The organism is Streptomyces sp. NPDC000345, assembly GCF_042898825.1.
In the GTDB taxonomy this organism is placed as follows: Bacteria; Actinomycetota; Actinomycetes; order Streptomycetales; family Streptomycetaceae; genus Streptomyces.
The window spans coordinates 1-22,126 of sequence record NZ_JBIAZE010000007.1 but is presented as its reverse complement, the minus strand read 5'-3'; the positions used below and the strand labels follow the sequence as shown (position 1 = coordinate 22,126).

Annotated in this window: 18 protein-coding genes and 2 pseudogenes; 12 read left to right on the top strand and 8 right to left on the bottom strand. The window is 70.3% G+C overall.

What is annotated here, in order from left to right; all coding sequences use genetic code 11:
- Positions 1-192: 192 nt before the first annotated feature.
- Positions 193-1,107, bottom strand: a complete 915-nt coding sequence (locus ACFY30_RS18040) for a hypothetical protein (RefSeq protein ID WP_390846150.1) — start codon at positions 1,105-1,107, stop codon at positions 193-195.
- A 146-nt stretch (positions 1,108-1,253) separates the two neighbouring features.
- Here ACFY30_RS18040 and ACFY30_RS18035 point away from each other — a divergent pair, with 146 nt between their 5' ends.
- The 8 genes and pseudogenes from ACFY30_RS18035 (at position 1,254) to ACFY30_RS18000 (ending at position 7,461) form a co-directional block, all read left to right on the top strand.
- Positions 1,254-2,822 carry a hypothetical protein gene (locus ACFY30_RS18035; RefSeq protein ID WP_390846149.1) on the top strand — a complete coding sequence of 523 codons (1,569 nt, stop codon included), beginning with the start codon at positions 1,254-1,256 and terminating at the stop codon, positions 2,820-2,822.
- Positions 2,822-3,394 (top strand): hypothetical protein, encoded by a 573-nt coding sequence (locus ACFY30_RS18030; RefSeq protein ID WP_390846148.1) that lies wholly within the window; start codon positions 2,822-2,824, stop codon positions 3,392-3,394. The genes ACFY30_RS18035 and ACFY30_RS18030 overlap by 1 nt, the downstream gene beginning before the upstream one ends.
- Before the next feature lie 14 nt (positions 3,395-3,408).
- The gene (locus ACFY30_RS18025; RefSeq protein ID WP_390846147.1) at positions 3,409-3,744 is read left to right on the top strand and encodes an ArsR/SmtB family transcription factor; all 336 of its coding nucleotides are present in this window, start codon (positions 3,409-3,411) and stop codon (positions 3,742-3,744) included.
- Positions 3,744-4,463, top strand: a complete 720-nt coding sequence (locus tag ACFY30_RS18020) for a cation transporter (protein WP_390846146.1) — start codon at positions 3,744-3,746, stop codon at positions 4,461-4,463. Before ACFY30_RS18025 ends, ACFY30_RS18020 begins: the two co-directional genes overlap by 1 nt.
- 76 nt (positions 4,464-4,539) lie before the next feature.
- A pseudogene (locus ACFY30_RS18015) lies at positions 4,540-5,134 on the top strand (TSUP family transporter); the annotation flags it as partial.
- 213 nt (positions 5,135-5,347) lie between these two features.
- A complete protein-coding gene (locus ACFY30_RS18010) occupies positions 5,348-5,992 on the top strand; it encodes a CBS domain-containing protein (RefSeq protein ID WP_390846497.1) in 645 nt (214 codons plus the stop codon).
- Positions 5,993-6,838: 846 nt separating this feature from the next.
- Positions 6,839-7,087: a plasmid mobilization protein gene (locus tag ACFY30_RS18005; protein ID WP_390846145.1), complete on the top strand. Its 249-nt coding sequence runs from the start codon at positions 6,839-6,841 to the stop codon at positions 7,085-7,087.
- The gene (locus ACFY30_RS18000) at positions 7,084-7,461 is read left to right on the top strand and encodes a fic family toxin-antitoxin system, toxin component (RefSeq protein ID WP_390846144.1); all 378 of its coding nucleotides are present in this window, start codon (positions 7,084-7,086) and stop codon (positions 7,459-7,461) included. Before ACFY30_RS18005 ends, ACFY30_RS18000 begins: the two co-directional genes overlap by 4 nt.
- Before the next feature lie 389 nt (positions 7,462-7,850).
- On the opposite strand, the gene ACFY30_RS17995 is transcribed toward ACFY30_RS18000, so the two are convergent.
- Positions 7,851-8,534, bottom strand: a complete 684-nt coding sequence (locus tag ACFY30_RS17995; protein WP_390846143.1) for a hypothetical protein — start codon at positions 8,532-8,534, stop codon at positions 7,851-7,853.
- 542 nt (positions 8,535-9,076) lie between these two features.
- On the opposite strand from ACFY30_RS17995, the pseudogene ACFY30_RS17990 reads away from it, so the two are divergent.
- Positions 9,077-10,036 (top strand): annotated as a pseudogene (locus ACFY30_RS17990) (bifunctional DNA primase/polymerase); the annotation flags it as partial.
- A gap of 532 nt (positions 10,037-10,568) precedes the next feature.
- Here the strand turns inward: ACFY30_RS17990 and ACFY30_RS17985 are convergent.
- The 4 genes from ACFY30_RS17985 to ACFY30_RS17970 all read right to left on the bottom strand — a co-directional run bounded on the left by ACFY30_RS17985 (position 10,569) and on the right by ACFY30_RS17970 (position 14,621).
- A complete protein-coding gene (locus ACFY30_RS17985) occupies positions 10,569-10,889 on the bottom strand; it encodes a hypothetical protein (protein ID WP_390846142.1) in 321 nt (106 codons plus the stop codon).
- A 309-nt stretch (positions 10,890-11,198) separates the two neighbouring features.
- Positions 11,199-12,200: a hypothetical protein gene (locus ACFY30_RS17980; protein ID WP_390846141.1), complete on the bottom strand. Its 1,002-nt coding sequence runs from the start codon at positions 12,198-12,200 to the stop codon at positions 11,199-11,201.
- Between the two features lie 145 nt (positions 12,201-12,345).
- The gene (locus ACFY30_RS17975; RefSeq protein WP_390846140.1) at positions 12,346-13,113 is read right to left on the bottom strand and encodes a TnsA-like heteromeric transposase endonuclease subunit; all 768 of its coding nucleotides are present in this window, start codon (positions 13,111-13,113) and stop codon (positions 12,346-12,348) included.
- A gap of 110 nt (positions 13,114-13,223) precedes the next feature.
- A complete protein-coding gene (locus ACFY30_RS17970) occupies positions 13,224-14,621 on the bottom strand; it encodes a DNA-binding protein (protein ID WP_390846139.1) in 1,398 nt (465 codons plus the stop codon).
- Between the two features lie 357 nt (positions 14,622-14,978).
- Between ACFY30_RS17970 and tap the strand changes: the two genes are divergently transcribed.
- A complete protein-coding gene (gene tap / locus ACFY30_RS17965; RefSeq protein ID WP_390846138.1) occupies positions 14,979-17,231 on the top strand; it encodes a telomere-associated protein Tap in 2,253 nt (750 codons plus the stop codon).
- A 6-nt stretch (positions 17,232-17,237) separates the two neighbouring features.
- Positions 17,238-17,795, top strand: a complete 558-nt coding sequence (tpg, locus tag ACFY30_RS17960; RefSeq protein ID WP_390846137.1) for a telomere-protecting terminal protein Tpg — start codon at positions 17,238-17,240, stop codon at positions 17,793-17,795.
- Between the two features lie 32 nt (positions 17,796-17,827).
- On the opposite strand, the gene ACFY30_RS17955 is transcribed toward tpg, so the two are convergent.
- Together ACFY30_RS17955 and ACFY30_RS17950 are read right to left on the bottom strand one after the other, a co-directional pair.
- A complete protein-coding gene (locus ACFY30_RS17955) occupies positions 17,828-18,052 on the bottom strand; it encodes a hypothetical protein (protein ID WP_390846136.1) in 225 nt (74 codons plus the stop codon).
- Positions 18,053-18,149: 97 nt separating this feature from the next.
- The gene (locus ACFY30_RS17950; RefSeq protein WP_390846135.1) at positions 18,150-20,660 is read right to left on the bottom strand and encodes a Helicase associated domain protein; all 2,511 of its coding nucleotides are present in this window, start codon (positions 20,658-20,660) and stop codon (positions 18,150-18,152) included.
- A gap of 940 nt (positions 20,661-21,600) precedes the next feature.
- Between ACFY30_RS17950 and ACFY30_RS17945 the strand changes: the two genes are divergently transcribed.
- The gene (locus ACFY30_RS17945) at positions 21,601-21,768 is read left to right on the top strand and encodes a hypothetical protein (protein ID WP_390846134.1); all 168 of its coding nucleotides are present in this window, start codon (positions 21,601-21,603) and stop codon (positions 21,766-21,768) included.
- Positions 21,769-22,126 lie beyond the last annotated feature (358 nt).

The window sequence follows — 22,126 nt, the reverse complement described above, 5'->3', positions numbered from 1 at the left end:
GCTGGGGCGGCCTGAACCGGACGCGTGGGTCCGCATCGACTCGGTGTCGAGATCCGATCCTGCGCATGGACGCAAGCGTGGCGGGTGTGGTGGGCGCGGCGATTGGCGCGCTGGGAGCCGTGGTCGCCTGCTGTGTCTCCCCGCCGGCCGGGAAGGACCCGCGCCCCACCGACGGCTGAGCCCCGAGGCCGTCTATGGGCGGGGCCAGGCGGCCGGGACGGAAGGCGGCAGCGGGATCTCGTCCAGTCGCAGCCATTGCTCCCGGCCGGTCCGATCGTCCAGGCGGAACCTCACGTCGCCAGCCTCGTCGGCCTCGTACGGTGCGTCTGCGACAGCCCGCAGCAGCGCCCGCAGCCTCGGGTGCGGGGCCTGCATCGCCCGGCCGCGCACGCCCTCGCCGCGCAGGGCGGCCAGGGCGAAGGAGGCGACGTTGACGCCGGTGCGGTGGTGGCGGCCGGCGTGGGCCACCATCTCGGGGTGTTCCACGACGGAGGCCAGCGCCTCCGGCCCGGCGACCGTGTACGTGAGCACCAGGTTGCCGCGCTGGAGCATCACCTGGGCCCCGGGCTCCATCATCGAGCCGTCGTCGTGGGTCGACAGGGCCACCCTGCCGATCATCGGCCCGGCGCCGATCTCACGGATCTCGTCGAACTGCTCCACCGTGGCGTCCACGAACCGCTCGGAGTCCGGCAGCACCAGGACGCAGTGCCCATTCCACGAGGTCCCCGTCCAGCTGGGGGTGAGCGAGCCGTAGCGGGTGCCGTCTCCGTCGTCCTTGTGCTGCACGGCCAGATCGACCGGCAGCAGGTCGGCCCGGACCCCGAGCTGGCCGTAGGCGTGGCGGAGCGTCAGGCACGCGTCCACGCACACGTTCACTGGGACCCGGCCGTCCGCGAGGGCCGCCCACAGGTGCGGCAGGACGAGTTCCACCAGTTGGTCCGGCTCGGCGTGCTCAAGGAGCGTCGCCGTCTGGTCCAGGCTGCCGCGCAGGGGAAGCCCGCCACCGGGCAGAACCGGGGCCGCCGTACGCGGACGCGGTATCGAGGGCTGACGTGGGGCCCGCATCTGTGGCGTCCGGTGCTTCCTGCCCCGCTTCTGCTTCGACATAGGGCAGAGCTTAAAGATCCCAACCTGCCCTGCGACAGACCGAGCGGCTCCAGGCCGCCCACAACGCCCGGCTTCCTCTGTCGGGTGACCGTCTCCCGGCCGCCTCCCAGGTCCTGGCCTCTCTCGCCCGTACCCTGCATGTGCCGGTGCTCGCCATCGTGGACAGCGCCGATCCCACGCTTCTGGGCCTCCTGGATGCCGACGTCATGGTGACGCTCACACCGACCGAGGACTCTTCCAAGGTCCACGTGACGGTCGCTGAGCGGGACTTCGGCACGATCGGCTCGGCGTACCTGAGCCCCGATCTGCTGCACGCCCGTTTCCTCGACGCCACAGCCGCCCCCGCCGCCCGTACAGGCGGCGAAGGACCCGCGCAGGGGAGTGTGGGCAGCGCCGTGGAACAGGAGTTGTCCGACGCGGCGCTTCCCTACACGTCCGGTGCCCGGCAAGGGCTGCCGGCCTCCGTCACCCACGTGCTGGCCGCGCTGCGCACCGCGCTGGCAGGCGGTGACGAGGCAGCCCTTGCCGAACTCGGGCCGTCCCTGGCCGAGACGGCTGCGGCGCCGCAGCAACTGCCGAACGACGCCGAGGGACGCCGCCTCGCCGCCGCGCTGAACGCCTACAGCACCGCCGTGTCCGCCGGCACCCCCGGGCAGCCCGCCGCTACCGGACCCGCCGCGGGCAGCGGATACGTCCCGGACGACGAAGACGACGCAGAAGCAGAAGTGGAACTGCAGCCGGGGGACGAGGAGGACGAGCCGGAAGGCGCGCCCTTCCCCGCGCTGAAGCTCCTCAAGGACGCGGTCGGCCGCTCGAAGATGCACCCGACCAGGGTTATCCGCCTCGAGGACCGGGAGAGCGGGCCGTGGCCGCTGATCAGTGAGCACATGGACGGCGAACCGCGCTGGGTCCACCCCGACGTCACCAGCACGCGGGTGCCCTTCATCCGGGAGAACGGCAAGCGGGTCCGGCGTGACCGGCTCGATGTGCCCGACTCGTTCGGCGACGGGGTGCTGTGCCTGATCGACCGCAACGGCAGCTACCCGTCCGCCTGTTCAGCCGTCCCCCTTGTCCCGAACAAGCTGCTGCACACCGGGCCCCTTGAGGCGTTCGACAAGGCCAGCGCCGGTATCTACCTCATCGACATCCCGGAGTGGAACCGCACGGACATGCCGCACCCGCTCGGGCGGATCATCGACCGGCCCGACCAGCAGGGCCGCGTGTGGGTCACCACCCCGCACATCAAGCAGTTGATGAAACTCGTGCGCGAAAACCACCTCGCCGCGATGCCGGCCATCCACGACTCCTGGACGGGGAAGGCCAACGAGTCGCTGTTCAAGCCGTTCTACGAGGCGGCCCGGAAAGCGCGTATCGAGCTCGTCCAGGCCGGCGGCGACCCGTACAAGGCGTACAAGACCCGCCTGTCGATCGCGCTGCGTCTGCTGTGGCCCAAGCGCAAGGAACAGAAGTCCCCGTTCTGGCGGCCGGACTGGCGCATGAGCATGGTCGCCGAGGCCTCCGTCCGCCACTGGACCGTCGCCTTCAAGGCCGTCCAGGAAGGCCACACGCTCATCGCCCTGCGCAACGTCGACGCGGCCGTCTTCTGGACGCCGCCCGGCACGCCCCCGGACACGTACCGGATCGGGACGGGCTTCGGCGAGGTCAAGGCCAAGTTCATCCAGCCGGGCGAGATGATCCCCGAGGGTGACGACTGATGGCCGGGCCCACCGGGCATGGAGGGTCCCTGGGCGCCGCCCTCAACGACCTCCTGCGCGCCCAGGTCACACCCCGCCACCGGCTGTCGTCCTACAACGCCAAGCACTGGCACGCCCAGCTCAGTCAGCTCACCGGAACCCACCGCGGCTACCAGGCCTTGGAAGAGGCCGGACTCGACGTGACCGCCAAGACCCTTCTCAACTGGCTGTCCGACCCTGAGTACAACGTCCGCCGCAGCTACCGCGACCTCATCCACACCGCCTACGAGAATGTCGCCATCGTCCCCGCCGACCGGATCCCCGACCACGTCAAGGATGGCCAGTACGAGATCAGCGGCTGGGTCACCACCGGTACCGACCGGCGCGAGCGCGGAACACGCAACGCCGCGCCCCTGCGGATCGACGGGAGCCGGGGTGACTGGGCCGCGATCGAGAACCTCTGGTTGGCCGGCGAGCTCACCGACGACGAGTTCGAGGACCACTTCATCGACGACGTCATCGTGGCGGACATCGGTGAGGGCACCGATGGACGGGAGTTCGACGGAGGTAGCTACTCCGTTGAACTCAGGTAACACCCAGAGAGGAGGTGCAGCACCTCCTGGCGGTGATCGAAGCCTGGGCTGTGGAGGGCGCTCATGTTGCCGACCCGACCCGCTGCCAAATCCTCCTCGCGCTACGTGAGTCGCCGGCCTACCCCTCGGACCTCGCCGACGCCCTCGGCGTCTCCCGGACACGACTGTCGAACCATCTGGCCTGTTTGCGTGACTGCGGCCTGGTCGTCACTGTGCCGGACGGGCGGCGCACCCGCTACGAGCTCGCCGACGAACGCCTCGGCCACGCCGTGGGGCATCTGCTCGCCGCAGTGGTCGCCGTCGAGTCGGACAAGACCTGCCCCGACGCGGCAACGGAGGCCTGCTGCTGATGACCGCGATATCCCTGGGGCCGTCCCCGGCCCGCCGCGAGATCCTGGCCAGGCACATACGCCTGCTGGTCGCCGCCACGATCACCTACAACGTGATCGAGGCCGTCGTCGCGATCACCGCCGGGGCGATCGCCTCCTCCACCGCTCTGATCGGCTTCGGCCTGGACTCCGTCATCGAGGTCTCCTCCGCCGCTGCGGTCGCGTGGCAGTTCTCCGCCCGCGACCACGCTGTACGCGAAGCGCGCGAAAAGACCACCCTGCGGATCACCGCCGTCTCCTTCTTCGCCCTCGCCGCCTACGTCAGCATCGACGCGGTACGCGCCCTGACCGGCACCGGCGAGGCCGACCGCTCCATCCCCGGCATCGTCATCGCCGCCCTGTCCCTGGTGATCATGCCGTTCCTCTCCGCCGCCCCGCGCCGCGCTGGACGCGAACTCGGCTCCGCCTCCGCGGTCGCCGACTCCAAGCAGACCCTCCTGTGCACCTACCTCTCCGCCGTCCTCCTTGTCGGCCTGATCCTCAACGCCATCCTCAATTGGTCCTGGGCCGACCCGATCGCCGCCCTCGTCATCGCCGTCATCACGGTGAAGGAAGGCCGCGACGCCTGGCAGGGCAAGGGCTGTTGCGCCCCATCCGCCCACTCCGTCGCAGCCGCACCTGCGTCGGACGACGAGCCTGACGCGTGCGGCTGCCGACCGGGCTGCACCTGCTGCTCATGAACATCTCGTTGCCGACCAGCCGAGCCGCTGGCGGCCGCGCTGATACTGGTCCCGCAACGGACGGGCGGGGGCAGCGGTGGACTGGTGGACGGCGCTGGGAGGGCTGGCCGCAGGGCTGCTGATCGCGACAATGACCGCGCCGGTCGGGGTGTCCGGGGCAGTGTTCCTCCTCCCGGTCCCGCTGAGCGTCTTCGCCGTGCCGAACCCCGCCGTCACGCCGACCAACCTCCTTTTCAACGTCATCGCCGGCCCAGGCGCCTTGTGGCGCTACCGCCGGACGGGCGCCCTGCGCGGACCCCTCACCCGACGCCTGGTGGCCGGCACCCTGCCAGGAGTGATCCTCGGCGCCGTCATTCGAGTCTTCGCACTTCCCGGACCCACCGCCTTCCGGCTCCACATCGCCACCCTCCTCCTCCCGCTCGGCCTGTGGCTGTGCGCACGCACCCTCCACCCGGCACCCGAGCGGGCCGCTGGTGACCGTCTGCCCGCACTGTCATGGGTCTCGCGCTGGCCGTGGGCATCATGGGTGGCATCTACGGAATCGGAGGCGGCTCGCTTCTCGGACCGATCCTCGTCGGCCGCGGTCTGCCCGTCGCCCGGGTCGCCCCGGCTGCCCTCGCCTCCACGTTCGCGCGACCTCGCTCGTCGGCGCGGCCACCTTCGCGCTGCTGCCACGCGCACTCGGTCGCACTCCTGGCCGTGGGACCTCCGGCCCTCCCCGCCAGGCCGAACGTCACTGGCCGCCGGAGCGGCGCGGTGCTGTCATGGGTAGGGAAGACGGCGTGGACGAGCCGGCAGGGGCGCGGAGGCCGCCGCGCCGCGCGTGGTCCGCCCGGGCGGACCGATCGCGGTCGCCCCGTCGCACAGCGCAGGAGGCCGATGCCATGCTGTACCGCCGCACGGTCGGTGACGTGATGACCGAGGATGTCGTCACCCTCCGCCCCAGCACACCGTTCCAGGAGGTCGCCGCCCTGCTGGACGCGAACGACATCGTCGCGGCCCCGGTCGTCGACGACGACGGCGCTCCCATCGGTGTCGTGTCCGCGTCCGACGTGCTGCGGCACGAGACCGGCATGCCCGAGCCGCAGAGTCAGGACGGGAACGACGAGCGCGCCTGGGGCAAGGCCCGGGCCCGGACCGCGGGCGCGCTCATGAGCAGCCCCGTCTTCACCGCCCGCGCCGACTGGACGATCCCCCGGGCCGCACGGGAACTCCGCAAGCGGCACGTCAAGCAGCTGCCGGTGGTCGGCGACGACGGGCTCCTCACCGGCATCGTCACCCGCAGTGACCTGCTCGACGCCTTCATCCGCTCCGACGCCGAGATCCGCGGCGAGGTCGAGCAGGACGTCCTGGGGCGCATCCTCGGCCTGGACGAGGGCACCGTCGCGGTCGAGGTCCGGGACGGGGTCGTCACCCTCCGGGGTCACGTCCCGCAACCGCGACTCGTTCCGGTGGTCGTGGGCCTCTGCCAGGGCGTCGACGGTGTCGTCGCCGTGGACGCCCACCTCGCCGCCGCCCGGACGGGCTAAGTGTTCTGCCCCGGGAGTCGGGGGTCTGCTCGTATAGCTACGGCAGACGGACATGTAGCGGTGAGCGACCGGCCATCTCAGCCTGTCACGGTGAATGCGTACACCTCACTGCTGAAACGCGGTCATCGTCCCTCTTGGGTGGGCCGTTGTCTCGGTAAATGCGCGGTTTACCGAGACGGTTGGCCTGCTGACCAGGGCAGGTGACGACAGACGCCACTTGGCCGTAGCCATACGCGAGAACAGGGCCATGGAGGCATCGTCTGCGATGAAGACCGATCTCGCAGGTGGCCCGCACGGGCAGGGACTACGCCACCTGACGCTCGTGGATGCAGCCTTCCTCGCCGCCGCCCCGGACGACAGCGCCGAGGAAGAAGCCGAGGAGCCCGCGTGTGCGAAGCATCGCCGCACTGATGACCCGCCCGGTGTCAGCGCCACTATGCGCGCCCTCATGGCCCTCGGCACGATCGCTGCGGCCCTCGGGCTCGGCGGCGCTCAGCAGGCCGTCGGCTCCGTGGCACCTCACGGGCCTCGGACGTCCACGGCGAACCGGGACAAGGCGGTCCCCGAAGGGGCCGATGACCTCATCCCCGCAGTCCCTGAGGCGGCCGCGCGCGCCCCGTCCGTGGAGGCCATCGAGACCTTCCGCAAGGGAGGGGCGCGCACCGGCAGCGACAGCCCCGCGCGCAAGCCGATGACCAGGCCGGCCGCCGGGCCCTCGGCCCGAACGGCCATCTCGGCTGCGCCATGCCCTCGCCGATGGCAGGCTCTGTCAGCATGTGAACCGCGCTGCACGACGACTTCTCCCGTGCTGCTGTAGCGACGTGTACAACCCGCTACGCTGACTGCATGGCCAAGAAGCAGATCAACGTACGGGTGGACGAAGACGAGTACGCCACCATCGAGGAGCGCGCTCAGGCGGTCGGCATGGACGTGGCCGAGTACGCCCGTACGGTGCTCGCCGACGAGGGCAGCGACCTGCGGCACCGATTCCTCAACGCCGGCGCGCACTTCGCCGAGGAGTGGGGCGACCACTTCGCCGAGCGGTTCGGCCACCCCGCACCCGCCAAGCACGAGCCGCATGGGCACGCCGCGTGATCGTGCACATCGACCGTGCATGGCTGCTCGACCTCGCCCACCGCAGCCTTCCCGGCGACCCGGACGTCGGCGACTTCGGCACGCTCCAGGCCGCCGTCGCCAGACACGCCGACAAGGTGATGGACACCCCCGTCTACACCGAAGTGCACCACCGGGCCGCCGCGCTCATGCACCAGCTCATCCGCTGCCCCGGGCTGGAGCACGCCAACGCCCTGTTCGGCGCGGTCGTCGCCGCCTCGTACCTGACGGTGTCCGGGTCGGTGGTGACGGTGTCCCCGAAGGAGGCCGCGGACCTCGCCGAGCGGATCGCCCGTGAAGGCCTGGACGTGCGCCTGGTCGCCGAGGAGATCAAGGGCTGGACCGCCCGCAGCTAAGCAGTGCAGTGGGGCCCGGTGCCGTTTCGACGGCACCGGGCCCCTTCGTATGTGTCGGAGGGCTTAATTCGTGCGCCCGAGCTCCTACGGGAGGATGGCAGCCCTGATCTCCGATCCTCGCCCCAGCTGAGCGTCGACGACGAAGGCCGCCTCCGTGCAGTAGAGCAGTGGAGTCAAGAGTTTGCCTGCGAGCGCGATCTGCCTCCACCTGGACTTGCTCAGCGAGCCAGGCTCCTGGGGGTCGAGGCGCGCCATCCCCGCGCTGAGGACCCTTGCGACGTCGAAGGTCTTATTGACGACAGACCCATCGGGACGACGCTCCTGGACCCGCTGGCTTTCCTCCGCTAAGCGAGGCCCACGCTGACCACCCTTGCCCGAGCCGTCGATGCTCAGAGCCTACGGTCGGCTCCCTCCGACAGCGTGCACTGACGGCGGGACGACAAATCGATGACCGTGGCACGTGGCTGGGCAAACTCCTCGAGGGCCTTGAGGAAGGGGCTGAGACCGGAGCGTTCGGGCGGGCTGGCATTGCGCTGCAGGAACCGAGATCGCCGGCTTCCCTGGGCAAAGTAGGTCTGCCGCCGACGATGGATGTCGTAGATGCTCGGGGCCAAGCGCCGTTGGACAGCGGAGGGGACTGGTTCGTGGAGGCCGGCGGCGAGCGTCGTGACGGACACCCGTGGCTGATCTCGTACACCAAGAACCGCCTTCACGGCCTCGCGACAGGCGCTGACGAAGTCGAGCTCGGGGAAGTACTCGCTGCGAGGCGTCGATGACGGAGACAACGCGCGGCAAGCCTCAAGGGTGCGTGACTCGCTGGCCAGGTACTGCGGATGTGCGGGTGAGAGCCATGCCCGGGTGACGGTCGACCCGACACGGTGCGCTTCACTGCGCAGGGCCACGAAGCGGGCACGTGGCCCTGCGGTGGAGCCCACCTTCACGTAGGACACCGGGCCGGTGATCGCGAGGACATAGACGAACCCCGTGCCCTTCGCGGCCCGGTTGGGGACGGGTCGCCTCTTGATGTAGTGCCGCAGCCAACCATGAGGATCGTCGTACACCAGGTGCAACATTCCTGTCGTCTGCCCTTTCACTGTGGTGCCTCCAGTGAATCGGAGGGGTGTGACAACGGCGCTTGCCAACTCTCGCTGTTCCGGTCTGCCTGAAGTTCGGTCGCTTCAGTCGCTTGGGTCGCTGTACTCGGCATAGAGCAGCGACTGAACGGCCAGCGACCGGGCGATCCTTCGGTCGCTGGCCGTTTAAGCAGGTAGACCTGCAGGTCAGCGGGTTCTTTGAGGGTGGAAAGCGACTCAAGCGACTCGGACTCGGCATATATGAACTCCAGAGAGTGCGTGCGTGTGCGTGATATTCAGTCGCTTCAGTCGATGTTCAGGCTCGAGATACCGCTTGACCTGGCTTTTTACCGCTACGCGTCGGAAGCTACCGAACCAGAGTGAGTCGCTGCGCCCCCAACTCGGTCGCTGGTCGCCCGCTCGCCGGTCGCATCATCGGCGTGGTGTCACCGTTGTTCCGCATGTGCTCCACGACCCCACGCGCCCCGTTCGCTAGTCTGTGTCCGTCGTTGAGTCGCTTCAGTCGCTGATAGAGGGCGCAGATGCCTGCTGAGCTGCAGTTTTTCCGCAGCGACTCAAGGGACCCTGCCCTCCCTGCTTCTTCAGTCGCTCCGTCCCTTGCCACTGCACAGGCGTGCGCCCGCCGAGGCTGGCCCGTCCACCCCCTTGCGCCAGGCCGTAAGACACCAGTTGCGCACTGCAGCGACTGCCGTGCCAGCACCCACCCACCGGCCAACTGCCCCTGCCTGCGCGCTGGCCGCTGGTGCCACAGCTTCCACGCGGCCACCCTCAACCAAGACCGCATCCAGCAGTGGTGGGGGCAGCACCCGGAGTGCGGCATCGGCGTCTCCTGCGGCCCGGCTGGCCTGGTAGTCATCGACATCGATGCCCACAGCACCGAAACCCCGGCACGCGACCGGATCCTTCCCGGCATTCCCATCGGCGACCAGGTCGACCTGGCCGGCCTCGCCAACGGCTTCCACACCCTCGCCGTCCTCGCCGCCCTTCGCGGCCAGCAAAGCCCTGCCGATGACACCACCACTCTGCGCGTGCGCACGCCCTCCGGGGGCCTGCACGTGTGGTACCGGGCTACCGGCAACCGCCAATGGAAGTCCTCCGCCGGCTCCAGCGCCGGCCGTGCCCTGGCCTGGCAGGTCGACATCCGCGCCCACGGCAGCTACATCATTGCCCCCGGCACCACCACGCACCACGGCACCTACACCCCCCTCGGCAACGCCCGCGAGCCCGCAGCTCTTCCCCTGTAGCTCGCCCAAGAACTCGACCGCACCGGGCACTTGCCCGCACCAGCCATTCCCGCTCCCCGCCCCGTCCCACCTCGCGCCCGGCAAGCGGTCCTCGCCGCCGGAGGCGGCCGCGCCCAAGCCGAGCGCACCCTCGCCGCTGTCCTCGCCCTGGTGGAGGCTTGCGGCCAGGTCGCCGAGGGAGCGGGCTTCTCGGACACCCTCAACAGGGCCGCCTACATCCTCGGCGGCCTCGCCGCCGGTCTGAAAAGGCCCCTCCACGCCACGGGGAGGCAACCGTGACCTCGCCCAGCAACGAGACACTCTTCGAGTTCGACCCCGAAGCCGTCGCCGCCCAGATCCGCGCACAGAGCCCCACAACGCCGCTGCCTGCCCAGGCCACCACCGAGCGACCCGTCGGCCAAGCCACCGCTGCTGGCTGTCGTCGTGGTTGTTGTGGTGGGCGTGGGTGCGGATGTGCTGCCAGGTGTGGTCGTTGAACGGCTGGTGGACGTGGTCGCGGTGGATCCAGGGGATTTCGGTGAGGTCGCCGTCGGTGAGGCGGATCCAGATCTGGCGCACGTCGTGGGGGTTGTAGTGGATTTCCCATTTCCCGCCCCGGCTGGCGACGCCGTGGAGTGGGCTGATCCGGGCGGTGCGGGGTTTTTGCGCGTGTGGGCGAGGTGGCAGGCGCGGCCGACGTTCAGCAGGGCGGTGGTTTTCCCGGCTGCGGCGGGTCCGGTGACGATCAGGGAGGGCCGTGCGGTGGTCTGCTGGTGGCGGCCGAGGATCATCAGGGTGCGGACCTGGGGGCGAGCTGGCTGATGGCGGGGGTGCGCAGTCCGGCGACCCGCCCCGCAGCCGCGACGAACGCCTCGCCGCGGTAGGGGGCGAGGAGATCGTGGTCGTAGGTGCGGTGGTGGATGGTGATGCCGGCGGGGGTGATGGCCTGCCAGCGCACGGGCAGCAGTTCGAGGTAGTCGCGGCCGGTCAGCGGGACGGGGACGTGTCCGGCGACGGCGACGAGCGCGGCCCACATCTGGTTCGGCGTGAGGGCCTTCTTCGGCATCATCGGGTGGCGCAGGCCTTCGTGGGGCCGGTGGTGGTAGTGCACCAGCCACTCATCGAGCAGGTCCTGGAGCTGGGCGACGCTGTAGCAGGCGTCTTTCTCGGTGTCGGGGCCGCGGCGGGTGACGTCGGAGCCGGTGTAACCGGGCAGGTGCTGGCAGAACAGGGCGTTGATGGTGCCGAAGGTGCGCTCGACGATGCCTTTGGCGGTGGGGGCGCGGGGCGGGGCGGGCTGGACGCTGATGCCGAGGTGTTCGCAGGCGGCGGTGAACGCGGCGGAGACGAAGACTTTGCCGCGGTCGACGACGATCGTCTCGGCAGGACGACGGGCCGGGCCGCTGCACCGGCCAGGCGCTCATCGAGTGCGGCCAGCCGCTGGTGGGGGAGTGCGGGGAGCGTGGTCCATGCGCAGGATGTCCGGCCAGGTCGGCCGGGCGGGGTGCGGGACGGCCATCTCCGCCAGCAGCAGGGCCGCGTCGACGGCCTTGGTCGCACTCGGGCACAGCACGGCGGTGAGGATGGCGCGGGTGGCGACGTCGACGGCGATGGTGAGCTCGGGCCGGGCCAGGCGCCCGTCGTCGAAGAGGGCGAGGACGTCCAGGCGGGTGGTGTCGATCTGGACCTGTTCGCCGGGCCGCAGCGCCGTGGCGGGGGTGAAGGCCCGCCCGTCCACGCTCGCGGGCACCTGCCTCACGGGCCCTGCGGGCAGTTCGCCGGGCCGGGCCAGGGCGGTGACGAGCCGGTACAGCGCGGCCTGCGACGGCGCGGGCACGGTGCCGGGGCCGTGCCGGTCCTCAAGGATCTGGTTGATCAGCGGGAACAGGCCGTTGATGGTGCCCTTGGAGCGGCCGCGGCGGCGGCGCAGCGCCTCGCGGACGGCGGCGACGACCCGCTCGTCAGCCCGCCCGGTGGGGCTGGAAGCGCGCGTGGTGCGGTGGTCCAGAAGCCCCCACAGGCCCTGCTTGCGATAAGCGAGCCGCATGCGCTGCACCGTGGTGCGCGAGACCCGGCCGAAGCCGAGCGCGGTCAGCTCCTCGGCCTTGGCCTGCTCCCGCTCGGCCAGCGTGTGCCGTTCGGGGTCGTACTGCTCCCGCACCGTCCCTTCGCTGCCAGGCCCGCCAGGCAGGCCGCATTCGACTTCCCGCACGTGCCGCTGCCAGGCCAGCGCCTTCTCACGCGCTGCGGCGGGGGCGGTCTCGAACAGGCCCCACTGCGGTGCCGCCTGAGGCGCATCGGCCCCGACGACGGTGAAGCCGGGGTCGGCGAACAGGTGCCCGGCGAGCACGGCCTCACCACCGCCGTCCGGGCCGACGAGGTGGATGTCCTGCCCCGAAAGGGCGACCACTTGCCACTTCATGCCCCGGAACCGGACGTGAGCACCGACCTTCACGGCCGGCCTGGCATTGCGCCGCGCGGTCACCCGGCATCTCCCGTCTCGGGGCCGCTCCAGCCTCGCGGGCCGACGGGGACGCGTTCGTGCAGTGGCGTCTCCAGGCCGGCCGTCAGCTGTCCGTGCCCTCGCTCTTGGGGACGATCTCGTAGACGTAGCCGGAGCGGGGTTCGAGCAGGGCATGGAAGACACAGGGGAGGACCTCGACCGGGTCGCCGATTGCTTCTGCGCCCTCGATCAGCTGCCGCGGCCGCGTGAACGCCTCGACGACCGCCGCCATCAGGCCCAGGCGGCCGGCGTTGCGGGGGTGGCGGTAACCGGCCAGCCATTTCAGGTTGGCGGCCAGGACGTCGTCGAGCGGTGGGAGGCGCCGGTAGGTCCAACCGATGTGCGCGCACGCCTGCGCCACCGCTTGGGCGGCTTTCACCGCCCGCTCGCCGCCGGCCTCCGGATGGCTCGGGCAGTCGGCGAGCAGCGCGGTGCCGTCGGCACGGCGGGCGAAGAGCTGCGGCACCCAGGAACGCACCTGCCCGCGGGGATTTCGCCACAGCAGCCGCACGGGCCGCCCCGCCAGGCCTGTCACGTCAGGGTCGCGGTCCGGGACCATCAGTTGGGCGCGCATCGCGTTCGACCCCGCGGCTATGTGCCGTCTGGTGGTCGCCGACCACCACAGGCCCGGACCCCAGCGGCGTCCTGGGACCACCGGGAACGCCGACACTGGCGGCAGTTCCTCGAACGCCACGGTCATGGCGGCATCCGCCCACCGCTGCTGGACCGCCTGCCCCACCGGGTCGAGGAACACCGCCTCGAACCCGCTGCCCTGGTCCACGGCCGCTCGCCCTGCCCGGCTCTGGTGCCGGGCCGCTCCTGTGCTGGTCACCCGCGCCAGCCAAACCGCTCCCGCCGGCAGACGCCGCCGCTTTCAGTATTTCTGCCACGAATGAGTGCCGTATCAGCTAACAGCCGACCTGCCCGTCGGCGCATCGGCTTTCAGCCGCCGTTCTCCTGCCTGCCCGCCGTCAGTATCTGGCTGAGCACCTCAACGGGCATGTCCACCCACCGGGCCACCTCCCCAAGCGGCACCCCGCCGTTCACCGCCGCCACCGCGGTCCGTTTCCAGGCGTTCTCGATCAGACCGGCACTGTGACCGAGTCCGCGCAGCAGCCGCCGGGCGACCTCGGCGGTCGGACCGATCTGCACACCGCGCAGCTGCAGTAGCTGCTCCTCGGCGCTGTCGACAGCGCTGGTGATCAGCCTGCGCTGCTCGGCGGGCACCGCAGCCCGCCACATCGTCCCCGAACCGGGCGCCTTCTTCTCCTTGCCCAGCACCCGCAGCTGACCGGCCATGGTCGCGCTCTGGTGTTCCTGCCGCAGCCACCACGGGTCGTTGTCGTAGCCGGGCGGGCCGCCGGCGCCGCGACCAAGGCGGATGACGCTGCCCATCCACGCGATGAGCGGCCCGCCGTGGTCCGTCGCGGCCAGCGGCCTCAGCCATCCCCGCCCCAGCCGCTCACCGAGCCTGCGGCAGAACATCCCCTCGCCGGGCAGCGCCCGCGGCCGCCCAGCACCGCTGTCGGCCCACACCAGCTCGGCCATAGCCGGGTCCAGCAAAGCGTCGGCCACCGCCACCACCTCCGGGAAGACGACCGCGTCCCGCCCCACGATCCGCCACCGCTCCAGATCACCACCTGCATCCCCGCCCGCGACCTGGTGCAGGCGCCGCGGCCAGATCGTCTCCCGCTCCCACTGCAGGGCCTGCTCCCACCACCGGGCCACCACCGCCTGCGCCAGCGCGAACACCCGCTCCGGTTCCGCACCGGCCCGCACCGCCCGCCGCGCCACCGAGGCCCACCGCCGCTGCGCCGCCACTACCTCCGGCAGGCCACGCAGGTCGAGGTGCTCCAGCGGCTGGTTGGCGTCCGCGTCCAGCAGCCACCGCCCATGCCGAACACACGCCCGCTCCCACCGCGGCGCGTACCGCACCACCCGCACGGCCGTCCCCGTACGCCGCGCCGTGCACAGGCGGCAGCCGAACGCCACCGGCCCGGCGACCGCGCCGCCGATCCGCCACGCTGCCGCCGGCACCCCGTCCTCTTCGGAGGTCAGCTTGGTGTCCTGCTGTTCCCAGGATGGCAATGCCCGCGCCAGCACGCCTTCCTCGACGCCGCACAGGCCTGCCAGGATCTGCCGTCCGGGCGTGTTCAGCAGCACCTCGGCGTCGGCCCGCGCGCCCCCGCCGTCGTGCCCAGGTTGGTAGTTGCGCCAGTGCCAGCATGACCGCAACACCTTGGGGTCCATCCCGTAGCGGTTCGCGATGCGGCAGATCAGCGAGGAGGTGGTCTCTCCCTGCAGAGGAGCGGTCCGCAGCAGGCCTGGGTGATGGGGCACTCCACCACGGTCTCGTGTTCGCCGTTCCGGCGGGCGCTTTCGCAACGGATGCCCCGCGGAATCCAACAAGCCGGTTCCCTGAGAATGGAGTCCCTTCGCAATCGGCTTCTTCGCCAAGCCGGAGGTCACCCGAGTCACCCCCACAGTCCCAGCGCACGGAGCTGTCTGCACCACGGAGCTGTCTGTCCTGGTCCCCCACAGCGGTCGCGGCGCACGGACCGGGGTGCCGCGAGGATGGGAAGCAGGGCAGGACTCCAGCTTCGACGCCTACCGCAGCGCATTGCGTACGGATTGCGTACGGCAACCGTACGCTATCCGTACGGTTCGTGAGCTAGGGTGTTGCTCAGGAGGTCTCCCATGTCCGAGTTGTTCGATCGGATCGATGCGCTGGTTGCGTCCCGGTCTGTGCTGCCGCCGCCGGCGGAACGCAAGCGGCTGCGCCAAGCACACGGTCTGACGCTGGACGAAGTGGCCTCAGCCCTGGACGTTCGGCGGGCAACCGTCAGCGGTTGGGAGGCCGGTAAGACCGAGCCGCGGCCGCCGGAGCGCGAGGCCTACGCGCGGCTGCTCGGCAAGCTCGCGGAGTTCTACCCCGCCGACCCCGACGCCACGCCGCCCGCTGAGGACAGGGCCGCTTTGGAGACGTTCTCGAGCGATCCCGCCCCGGCTGCGCAGGCGCAGCCTGTGCCCACAGACGCGGCGCCCGAGGCTGCGGCCATGACGACCGAACAGAACACCCCGCCCCACCCCGCCGCCAACGCCGTGTCTCCGGCTGCCGCGCCCAGTCCGGCGCGCACCACCAGGACGCCGTCGGCGGCGTCGCGCCGCCCAGGTGCGAGGAAGGCGGCCCCGGCGAACGTTCCGGCGGGTGGCACGGACCCGCGGTTCGAGAACGGTCCGCTGGCGGTCGTCGACGTCGAAGACGACGGCCAGGTGTTGGCGTACTGCACCGGCGGTCTGGTCCTGGACGTGCCCGCAAAGAGCATTCCGGCACTGGTGGACTGGACCCTGAAGGAGGCCAAGCTCGGGGCGCCGAAGCTGTCCGGCCCGGGCAAGGACGCCGACCCCCTGCTCGTGCTCACCCCGTCCGCGCTGGAACGCTACGGCCTCCCGGTCACCCTCACCGATGAGGAGCGCCTCACCGGGCGGATCCCGGAGGGCCACAAAGTCATCAAGCAGCTGGTACGTGCGCAGTGGAAGCTGACGAAGCGTGGCTTCGGGCCGTGGGCACGGATCTACCGTCCCGCCACCGGTTCGGAGCGGGCCTGCGTGCAGCTGTGCATCCCGTCGTGGAACGCGCTGGACACCCGGCACTGGGGCGAGGCCGGGCAGCTCCCGCCGCCGGAACTCGCCCGCGTACTGGGCGTGTACGCGTCCCGGGTGATGACCCCGCGCGGATCGACCGCCGTGACGGGCCTGGAGCTGATGACCGCGCTGCACCCGCCGACCCGCGCCACCGAGCCGGACGCCGACGGCAAGCGGCACTCCGAGCACAACCCCGCCAGCCTGGGCAAGGACCCGGTCGACTGCGCCCCCTGCGAGGCCCCCGACGGACACCCGCTGCTCAAGGACCTGCCCCGGTTCCACGTCCGCGGCCCTGGCGAGAAGCTGTTCGAAGAGGCATACGACTGGGCGCGGCCGATGACGGATGCCGAGTGCACCCTGCGGCACCTGGTCGGCATCGACGTGAACATGGCCTTCGCCGCAGGCGCCAACGGCCTGGTCGTCGGCCTCGGTGCGCCCACCCACGTCAAGGCGCCGGTGTTCGACCCGAAGCTGCCCGGCTCCTGGCTGGTCGACCTCTCCCACGTCGACCTGTCCCGGGTGAAGGTCGGCAAGGACACCTGGGCGGACCTGGACGCCAGTCTGCTGCCCAGCCCGTTCACCCCGAAGGGCGACCGTCCGCAGGGCCCGGCCTGGTACGCCACGCCCACCGTCGCCTACGCGGTGGAACTCGGCTACGACGTCACCCCGATCGAGGCCTACATCCGCTACGACAACGGCCGCTACCTGGACGGCTGGTACCAGCGGCTGCGTGACGCCTTCCTGGCCACGATGGCCGACCTCGGCGTGCACGCGGACATGGAGCCGGCCGACTTCCTGGCCGCGATGGACGGCTGCAAGGAGCGCGACCCGGAGCTGGCGATCGTCGTCTCGGCGGTCAAGGCGACCGTGAAGGGCGGCCTGGGCAAACTGCGCGAGCGCCCGCGCGGGGAGGGCTGGAAGCCCGGGCAGCCGTGGCGGGCGCTGTCCCGTCCGACGTGGCGGCCGGACATCCGCGCGGCGGTCATCTCCCGTACCCGGATCAACCTGCACCGTAAGATCGTCAAGCATGCGGCGTTCACCGGTCAGTACCCGGTCGCGATCCTGTCCGACTGCGTCGTCTACGCGGCAGACGGCACCAGCCCGCTGGACTTCCTGCCGTACCGGGACGGCAAGCCACTGCCCGGTGGGTTCAAGCTGGGCATCAACCCCGGCCTGGTCAAGCACGAGGGCACCCAGGACGTCCTGTGGGGCGAAGAGGTCCGCGAGCGGTTCAACGCCCCGGAGCTCAACCTCGCCCGGTACATCAAGGACGGGCAGGTCACGGACAAGGACAGCGGGGAGTAGCAGGCGATGACCCTGTTCGGGGACGGCCTGGACCAGGCGGTGCAGCGGGCGTTCACGCGCCCGGTCCCGAAGTCGGCCGGCGCGCAGATGCGGTACCTGGTCAAGCAGCTCAAGGGCACCAAGGCGGTCGCCCAGATACTGCGGATCTCCCAGCGCACCGTCGAGCGGTATGTGAAGGACCAGATCAAGAAGCCGCGTCCGGACCTCGCCGCGCGCCTGGAGCGCGAGGTGAAGGCCCGCTGGCAGCCGCAGATCCGTGCCAAGGCCAAGGAGCGGGCGGCGACGACCGGCGGCATCGTCATCGACACCCGAGCCCGGCTCGGCTACACCGCGCCGATCGGGTCGACGGACCAGGACCGCATCCGGCACCTGACCGTCGCGCTGCCACCGCAATACGCGGCGCGCCTCTTCGAGGCCCAGGAGCAGGGCGCCACCGAGCAGCGTCTCCAAGAGCTCGCGGCTGAGGCGCTCAAAGAGGTGTACTTCCAGGACGGCGGCCGCCGCGCCGGCCAGCTGGAGGAGATCCGGTTCACGGACATCGAGCACCTCGAGTTCGACCTATAGCTCTCGAACATCCGCGAGCCCCGTCGACAGCATCATGCTGTGGTCAGAGCCGGTCGGCCCGCCCCGAACTCGACGTCCACGACAGCGGAGGCGATCTCATCCTTGCGCCACTTCTCGGGAGAGTCGTGGTTCACCAGACCGCCCGCGTAGGCCATGCGCGCCAGTTCTGCCTCGGTGTGGTCGCGCATCAGCTCATTCATCCGCCGCGCCCGCGCCCGCCCCCGTGCCGCCTGGGTCTCGCGCTCTTCCCACGTCACCGTGTCGCCCTGGCCGCGGTCTTCCTACGCCTGTGCATCCGACGGCGCGGGCCGGACAAAACCGTCGTCCCGGCAGCTCCGATCGCAGTCCGTGCGGCTATGTCCATCGCATGCCGACGGCGGACAGTTGCTCGCGCCGGTCCTCCGAGAGCGTCGCCACGCGCGAGCGCTGGTTACTGACCCATACCCCCAGACGAAAGGGCCGTCCCGATCCCTTGTCTGAGAGCACAGTCTCGACGTGCTTGCGGGGGACGTTCAGATGGCCCTCGCGTTCGTAGTACTGCCGGGCGGCGGCGAGGTGGAACGCCCATTTCTCCGCCTGACTCGTGCGTGGCCTTGGCTTCTCGTCGTCGGCGGCGGGTTCGATGCCGAGGATGTGCTCCAGCATCCACTGCTGCACGGTGGTGAGTTTGCCGAAGCCGAGCCGCTGCGCCCGAACCCACCGCCCCAGATCGGCGCCTTGGTGCACGACGTCGCCCGGCTCGGTGGGCAGCGCGCCGCCTTCGTCCAGGTGCAGCCGGGTGAGGTGGAAGCAGCGTTGCCATTCCACCGGCCAGGTGGGGCACCACGCCGGGTCGATGTCCTCGAGCTGCTCGCGCCGTTCCTCCGACAGGGCGCCAGCCGACGACTGGACTGGCAGGCCTTCGGCACGGCGCTGTTCGATCTCGGCGGCCTTTCGGGCGGCGGCCCTGGCGTTCTTCAGCCAGATGCCCACCCGATAGCCCTGGTAGGTGGCATCCAACGGGGCCAGGAGATGCCCGTGTTCCGCTGCCCATCCGCCGGCGGCGGCCAGGCCTTCTTCCCAGGCGACGTCGTAGCGGGACCAGACCATGCCCAGCTTTTCCAGCTGTGCGATGCGGTCCTCGTCCATGTCACCCCGGGCGTAGAACCTCCGAGCGTCGGCGATCCACTGCCCAAGTGGAAACCCGGCGAGCGCGGTCGGCCACCCCTCGGCTTCCGCTTCCCGGGCACCGCGGTCGGGGACGCGGTAGGTGAAGGAGACCTTCAGGTTGCCGTGGATCCGGTGGTAGATGGTGGCGGCTTCGATGCCGCGTCTCCAGTGTTGGTGTTCGGGGTTGAGCACCCTGAGGTTGACGAATGCTGCCAGCTGGGAGGGGTCACGCGGTGTGCTGAATTGCAGCAGCTGTCGGGCCGGCACCGACAGTTGGTCGCTTCGGTCGCTTCCGGCTCCCTCCCCTTCCTCTCCGCTGCGGCTCTGAACGCCCCTGACACGGCTCTGCGCCTGCTGCTCGGCAAGCTGCTCCACGATGCGGGTGTCGTGTGCCCTGAGCGCTTCCAAAAGCCTGGCCAGGCCGCCGTACGCCCGGCTTGCGAGCATGTTGTCGGCTGTCTCTCCGGGCCCGAGCAGGACCGGCACGACCAGCGAGGCCGTTTTGCCCTCGCCGGGCTGCATCCGCAGCGCCCGGCCGACGGCCTGGACGAGGTCGGGCATGGAGCCGCGTACATCGGCGAAGTACACGGAGTCACAGTGGGATGTATCGATGCCTTCGCCGAGCACGCGAACAGACCCGAGGAACGTCTTCTCCACGACCGTGCCGTCAGCAGCGATTCCCTTGGAGAACTCGTCGAGGACACGGCGCCGACGGAGGGGCTTGTGCTCACCGCACAGCCAGTTGGCCCAGACCGTCCGCGGGTACAGCTCCGGGTCGGCGTAGTGCAGTCGCTTGGCGACGTCGGGAAGGCCCGCCGCGAAGGCCTCTGCCTCCTTGACGACGTGGTGGAAGACGAGCGTCCTGCGGAAGTTTTCCTCCGAGGATGCCTTCACCAGCGCAGTCTGGAGCGCGGCGAGTCGGGCCCCGCGGACCTGCTCGGAGCGTGCGTCCTCGCCCAGGAGTTGTGCGGCTTGGAGCTGGGTGTCGGTGATGTCCAGGCACACCACCTGGTAGGGAGCACAGATTCCCCTGTCGATGGCCTGCGAGAGCGTCAACGTGAACGCCCTGCTGCCGAACGGCCCGCTGGGGTCGTCATCCATCGACGCCACCAGTTCACCCGGCGCGCTCTGCTCGGAGTCCTCGTCGAGCTGCCACAGCCGGGGCGTGGCCGTCATGTACAGGCGCCGCAGGGATGGGATGCGGGTGTTGTCGTGGACGACCGCCCACGGCCTGCCGATCCGACCCGAAACCCGGTGCGCCTCGTCAACGACGATCAGCGACCACCCCGGAAGGCCGGCGGCGTGCGCGCGTTCCAGCGTGCCGAGCCCGAGCGAGGCGTACGTGGCGAACACGGTGACCTTGTCGAAGGGCCGCACCCAGGCGACCAGCTCGTCCACATCCGTGGTGTTCGGGAAGGACGCCTCCGGCCCCCGCAGGGACGAGACCCCGATCATCGGCCCCCTGCGCCCGCCCTCGCGCCAGGCGGCCTCGGTCTGCGCGAGCAGGTCCAGCGACGGCACGAGCACCAACACACGACCCGCCTGCAGCTCCTCCGCGCTGCGCACGGCGACGAGGGTCTTGCCCGATCCGGTCGCCATGACCACCTGAGTCCGCAGGCCCCGCTCCGGCACAGTGGATCTTGCAGGTAATTCGAGCGCCCGGAGTACTGCGTCCACGGCTTCTCGCTGATGCGGACGGACTTCCTTCACGGTCACTTCGGTGTCACCTCTCCTGCAAGCCGGACAACATCTCCCACGTCCGAACCACAATCAACTAGCCGAACCTGAACGCCCATTGATCTGACAGCCACATCACCAGCACCGTGCCATCGGATCGCCTCCTCCGATGCGGACCCGCAGACGGCCACCCTCGAGCGGGCCACAGAACCCACAGAACGAGAGCCCATTAATTCCAGAGTCTATCCCAATCAAAAAATGAAGCACACACTGGAGAATCAACACGAAAGCCTCGGGTACTCGCAAGCACCACCGCCCCACACCGACACGGGAGAGCCATGACACAGAAACCCGGAAACACCGAAGCCAACCGGTTCTGCAAGGCCTGCGGCACGCCCGCCGAGAACGGGAAACTGTGCAACCACTGCGGAGCCGTCCTGGACCTCCCCGACAGTGCAGCACTGATCGAAGACCAAGGCGCAGCAGTACGACGCGACTTCGAAGGACGTACCCAGCAACAAGAGCAAAGCTGAGCGAAACAGCAGAAGCGAACCCGGTCTGCTGAACAGCGTGCACCGGGGTACACGGGCCCGCATGGCATCCAAGACCGATCGCATCATGTCCCTGCAGGCCGTGCGCCAGCTGCGCTGTATCCGCGCCTTCTACACAGCAGGCGTCCTGATGTGGGCGGCATCGACTGCCTGGACAGCCCGGCAGTCTCCCGGCGGCCGGCAGATGTGGGTATCCGTCCTCCTACTGGCCATTTTCACCGGCCTCCTGCTCACAGCCTCTCTATGGCTTCAGCGACTTCGGACCACAGGCGCGCCCAGCCCTGCGCACCAAGCCGCACGGCGGGCCGCCAGGCCGCACCATACGCACGCCTGACTTACCGCAGGGGCACGACCGGGGGAGGTTCCCGGCGTCTGCAGGAGCGATAGCTGGGCATACGGGCCTCACCCCCTTGTGAGAGGAGCTCGTCATGCTTGGCATAGTCGCGGCGGTGCTGTTCTTCGTTGCGTTTTTGATCAACGCGGCTGATATCAGTACCAATGATGCGTTCTCTTCGACGAACATCATGCTGCTGGGACTGACAGCTCTGGCTTTGCATGTGGCCGGAGTCGGTGCCGGCTGGGCCCGCAGACGCTGACCCCCCGTGCTCGCGGCCTGCGGTGACAGCCCGTCACCGCAGGCCGCCCCGCTTCTGCAGCCAGCCCGGCCCGCGTCAGCGGGCCGTAATGGTCCTGGAGGCGCAGCCGCAGGGACCACCAGGCGGGGAGCGCAGCGGACCGCCGCCCGGGCTGAAGCGCAGCGCAAGCCCGCAGGACGGGAGTCCCGTCCACTCCGGGAGCGCAGCGGACGGAGCGTCATCCTGCCTGCGCAGCAGGCAGGATGTGCGGGATGCGCAGCATCCCGCCAACGCTCCCGCGGAGCGGGAGCGTAACCACCGCGCGCAGCGCGGTGGTTCGCTTGCATCGCGCGCAGCGCGATGGGACCCGCTCCGCGGG

Coding starts and splice junctions, on each gene's coding strand:
- ACFY30_RS18040 (WP_390846150.1), bottom strand. CDS start 1,107: ATGTCGAAGCAGAAGCGGGGCAGGAAGCACCGGACGCCACAGATGCGG.
- ACFY30_RS18030 (WP_390846148.1), top strand. CDS start 2,822: ATGGCCGGGCCCACCGGGCATGGAGGGTCCCTGGGCGCCGCCCTCAAC.
- ACFY30_RS18020 (WP_390846146.1), top strand. CDS start 3,744: ATGACCGCGATATCCCTGGGGCCGTCCCCGGCCCGCCGCGAGATCCTG.
- ACFY30_RS18010 (WP_390846497.1), top strand. CDS start 5,348: ATGCTGTACCGCCGCACGGTCGGTGACGTGATGACCGAGGATGTCGTC.
- ACFY30_RS18005 (WP_390846145.1), top strand. CDS start 6,839: ATGGCCAAGAAGCAGATCAACGTACGGGTGGACGAAGACGAGTACGCC.
- ACFY30_RS17995 (WP_390846143.1), bottom strand. CDS start 8,534: ATGTTGCACCTGGTGTACGACGATCCTCATGGTTGGCTGCGGCACTAC.
- ACFY30_RS17980 (WP_390846141.1), bottom strand. CDS start 12,200: ATGAAGTGGCAAGTGGTCGCCCTTTCGGGGCAGGACATCCACCTCGTC.
- tap (WP_390846138.1), top strand. CDS start 14,979: ATGTCCGAGTTGTTCGATCGGATCGATGCGCTGGTTGCGTCCCGGTCT.
- tpg (WP_390846137.1), top strand. CDS start 17,238: ATGACCCTGTTCGGGGACGGCCTGGACCAGGCGGTGCAGCGGGCGTTC.
- ACFY30_RS17945 (WP_390846134.1), top strand. CDS start 21,601: ATGCTTGGCATAGTCGCGGCGGTGCTGTTCTTCGTTGCGTTTTTGATC.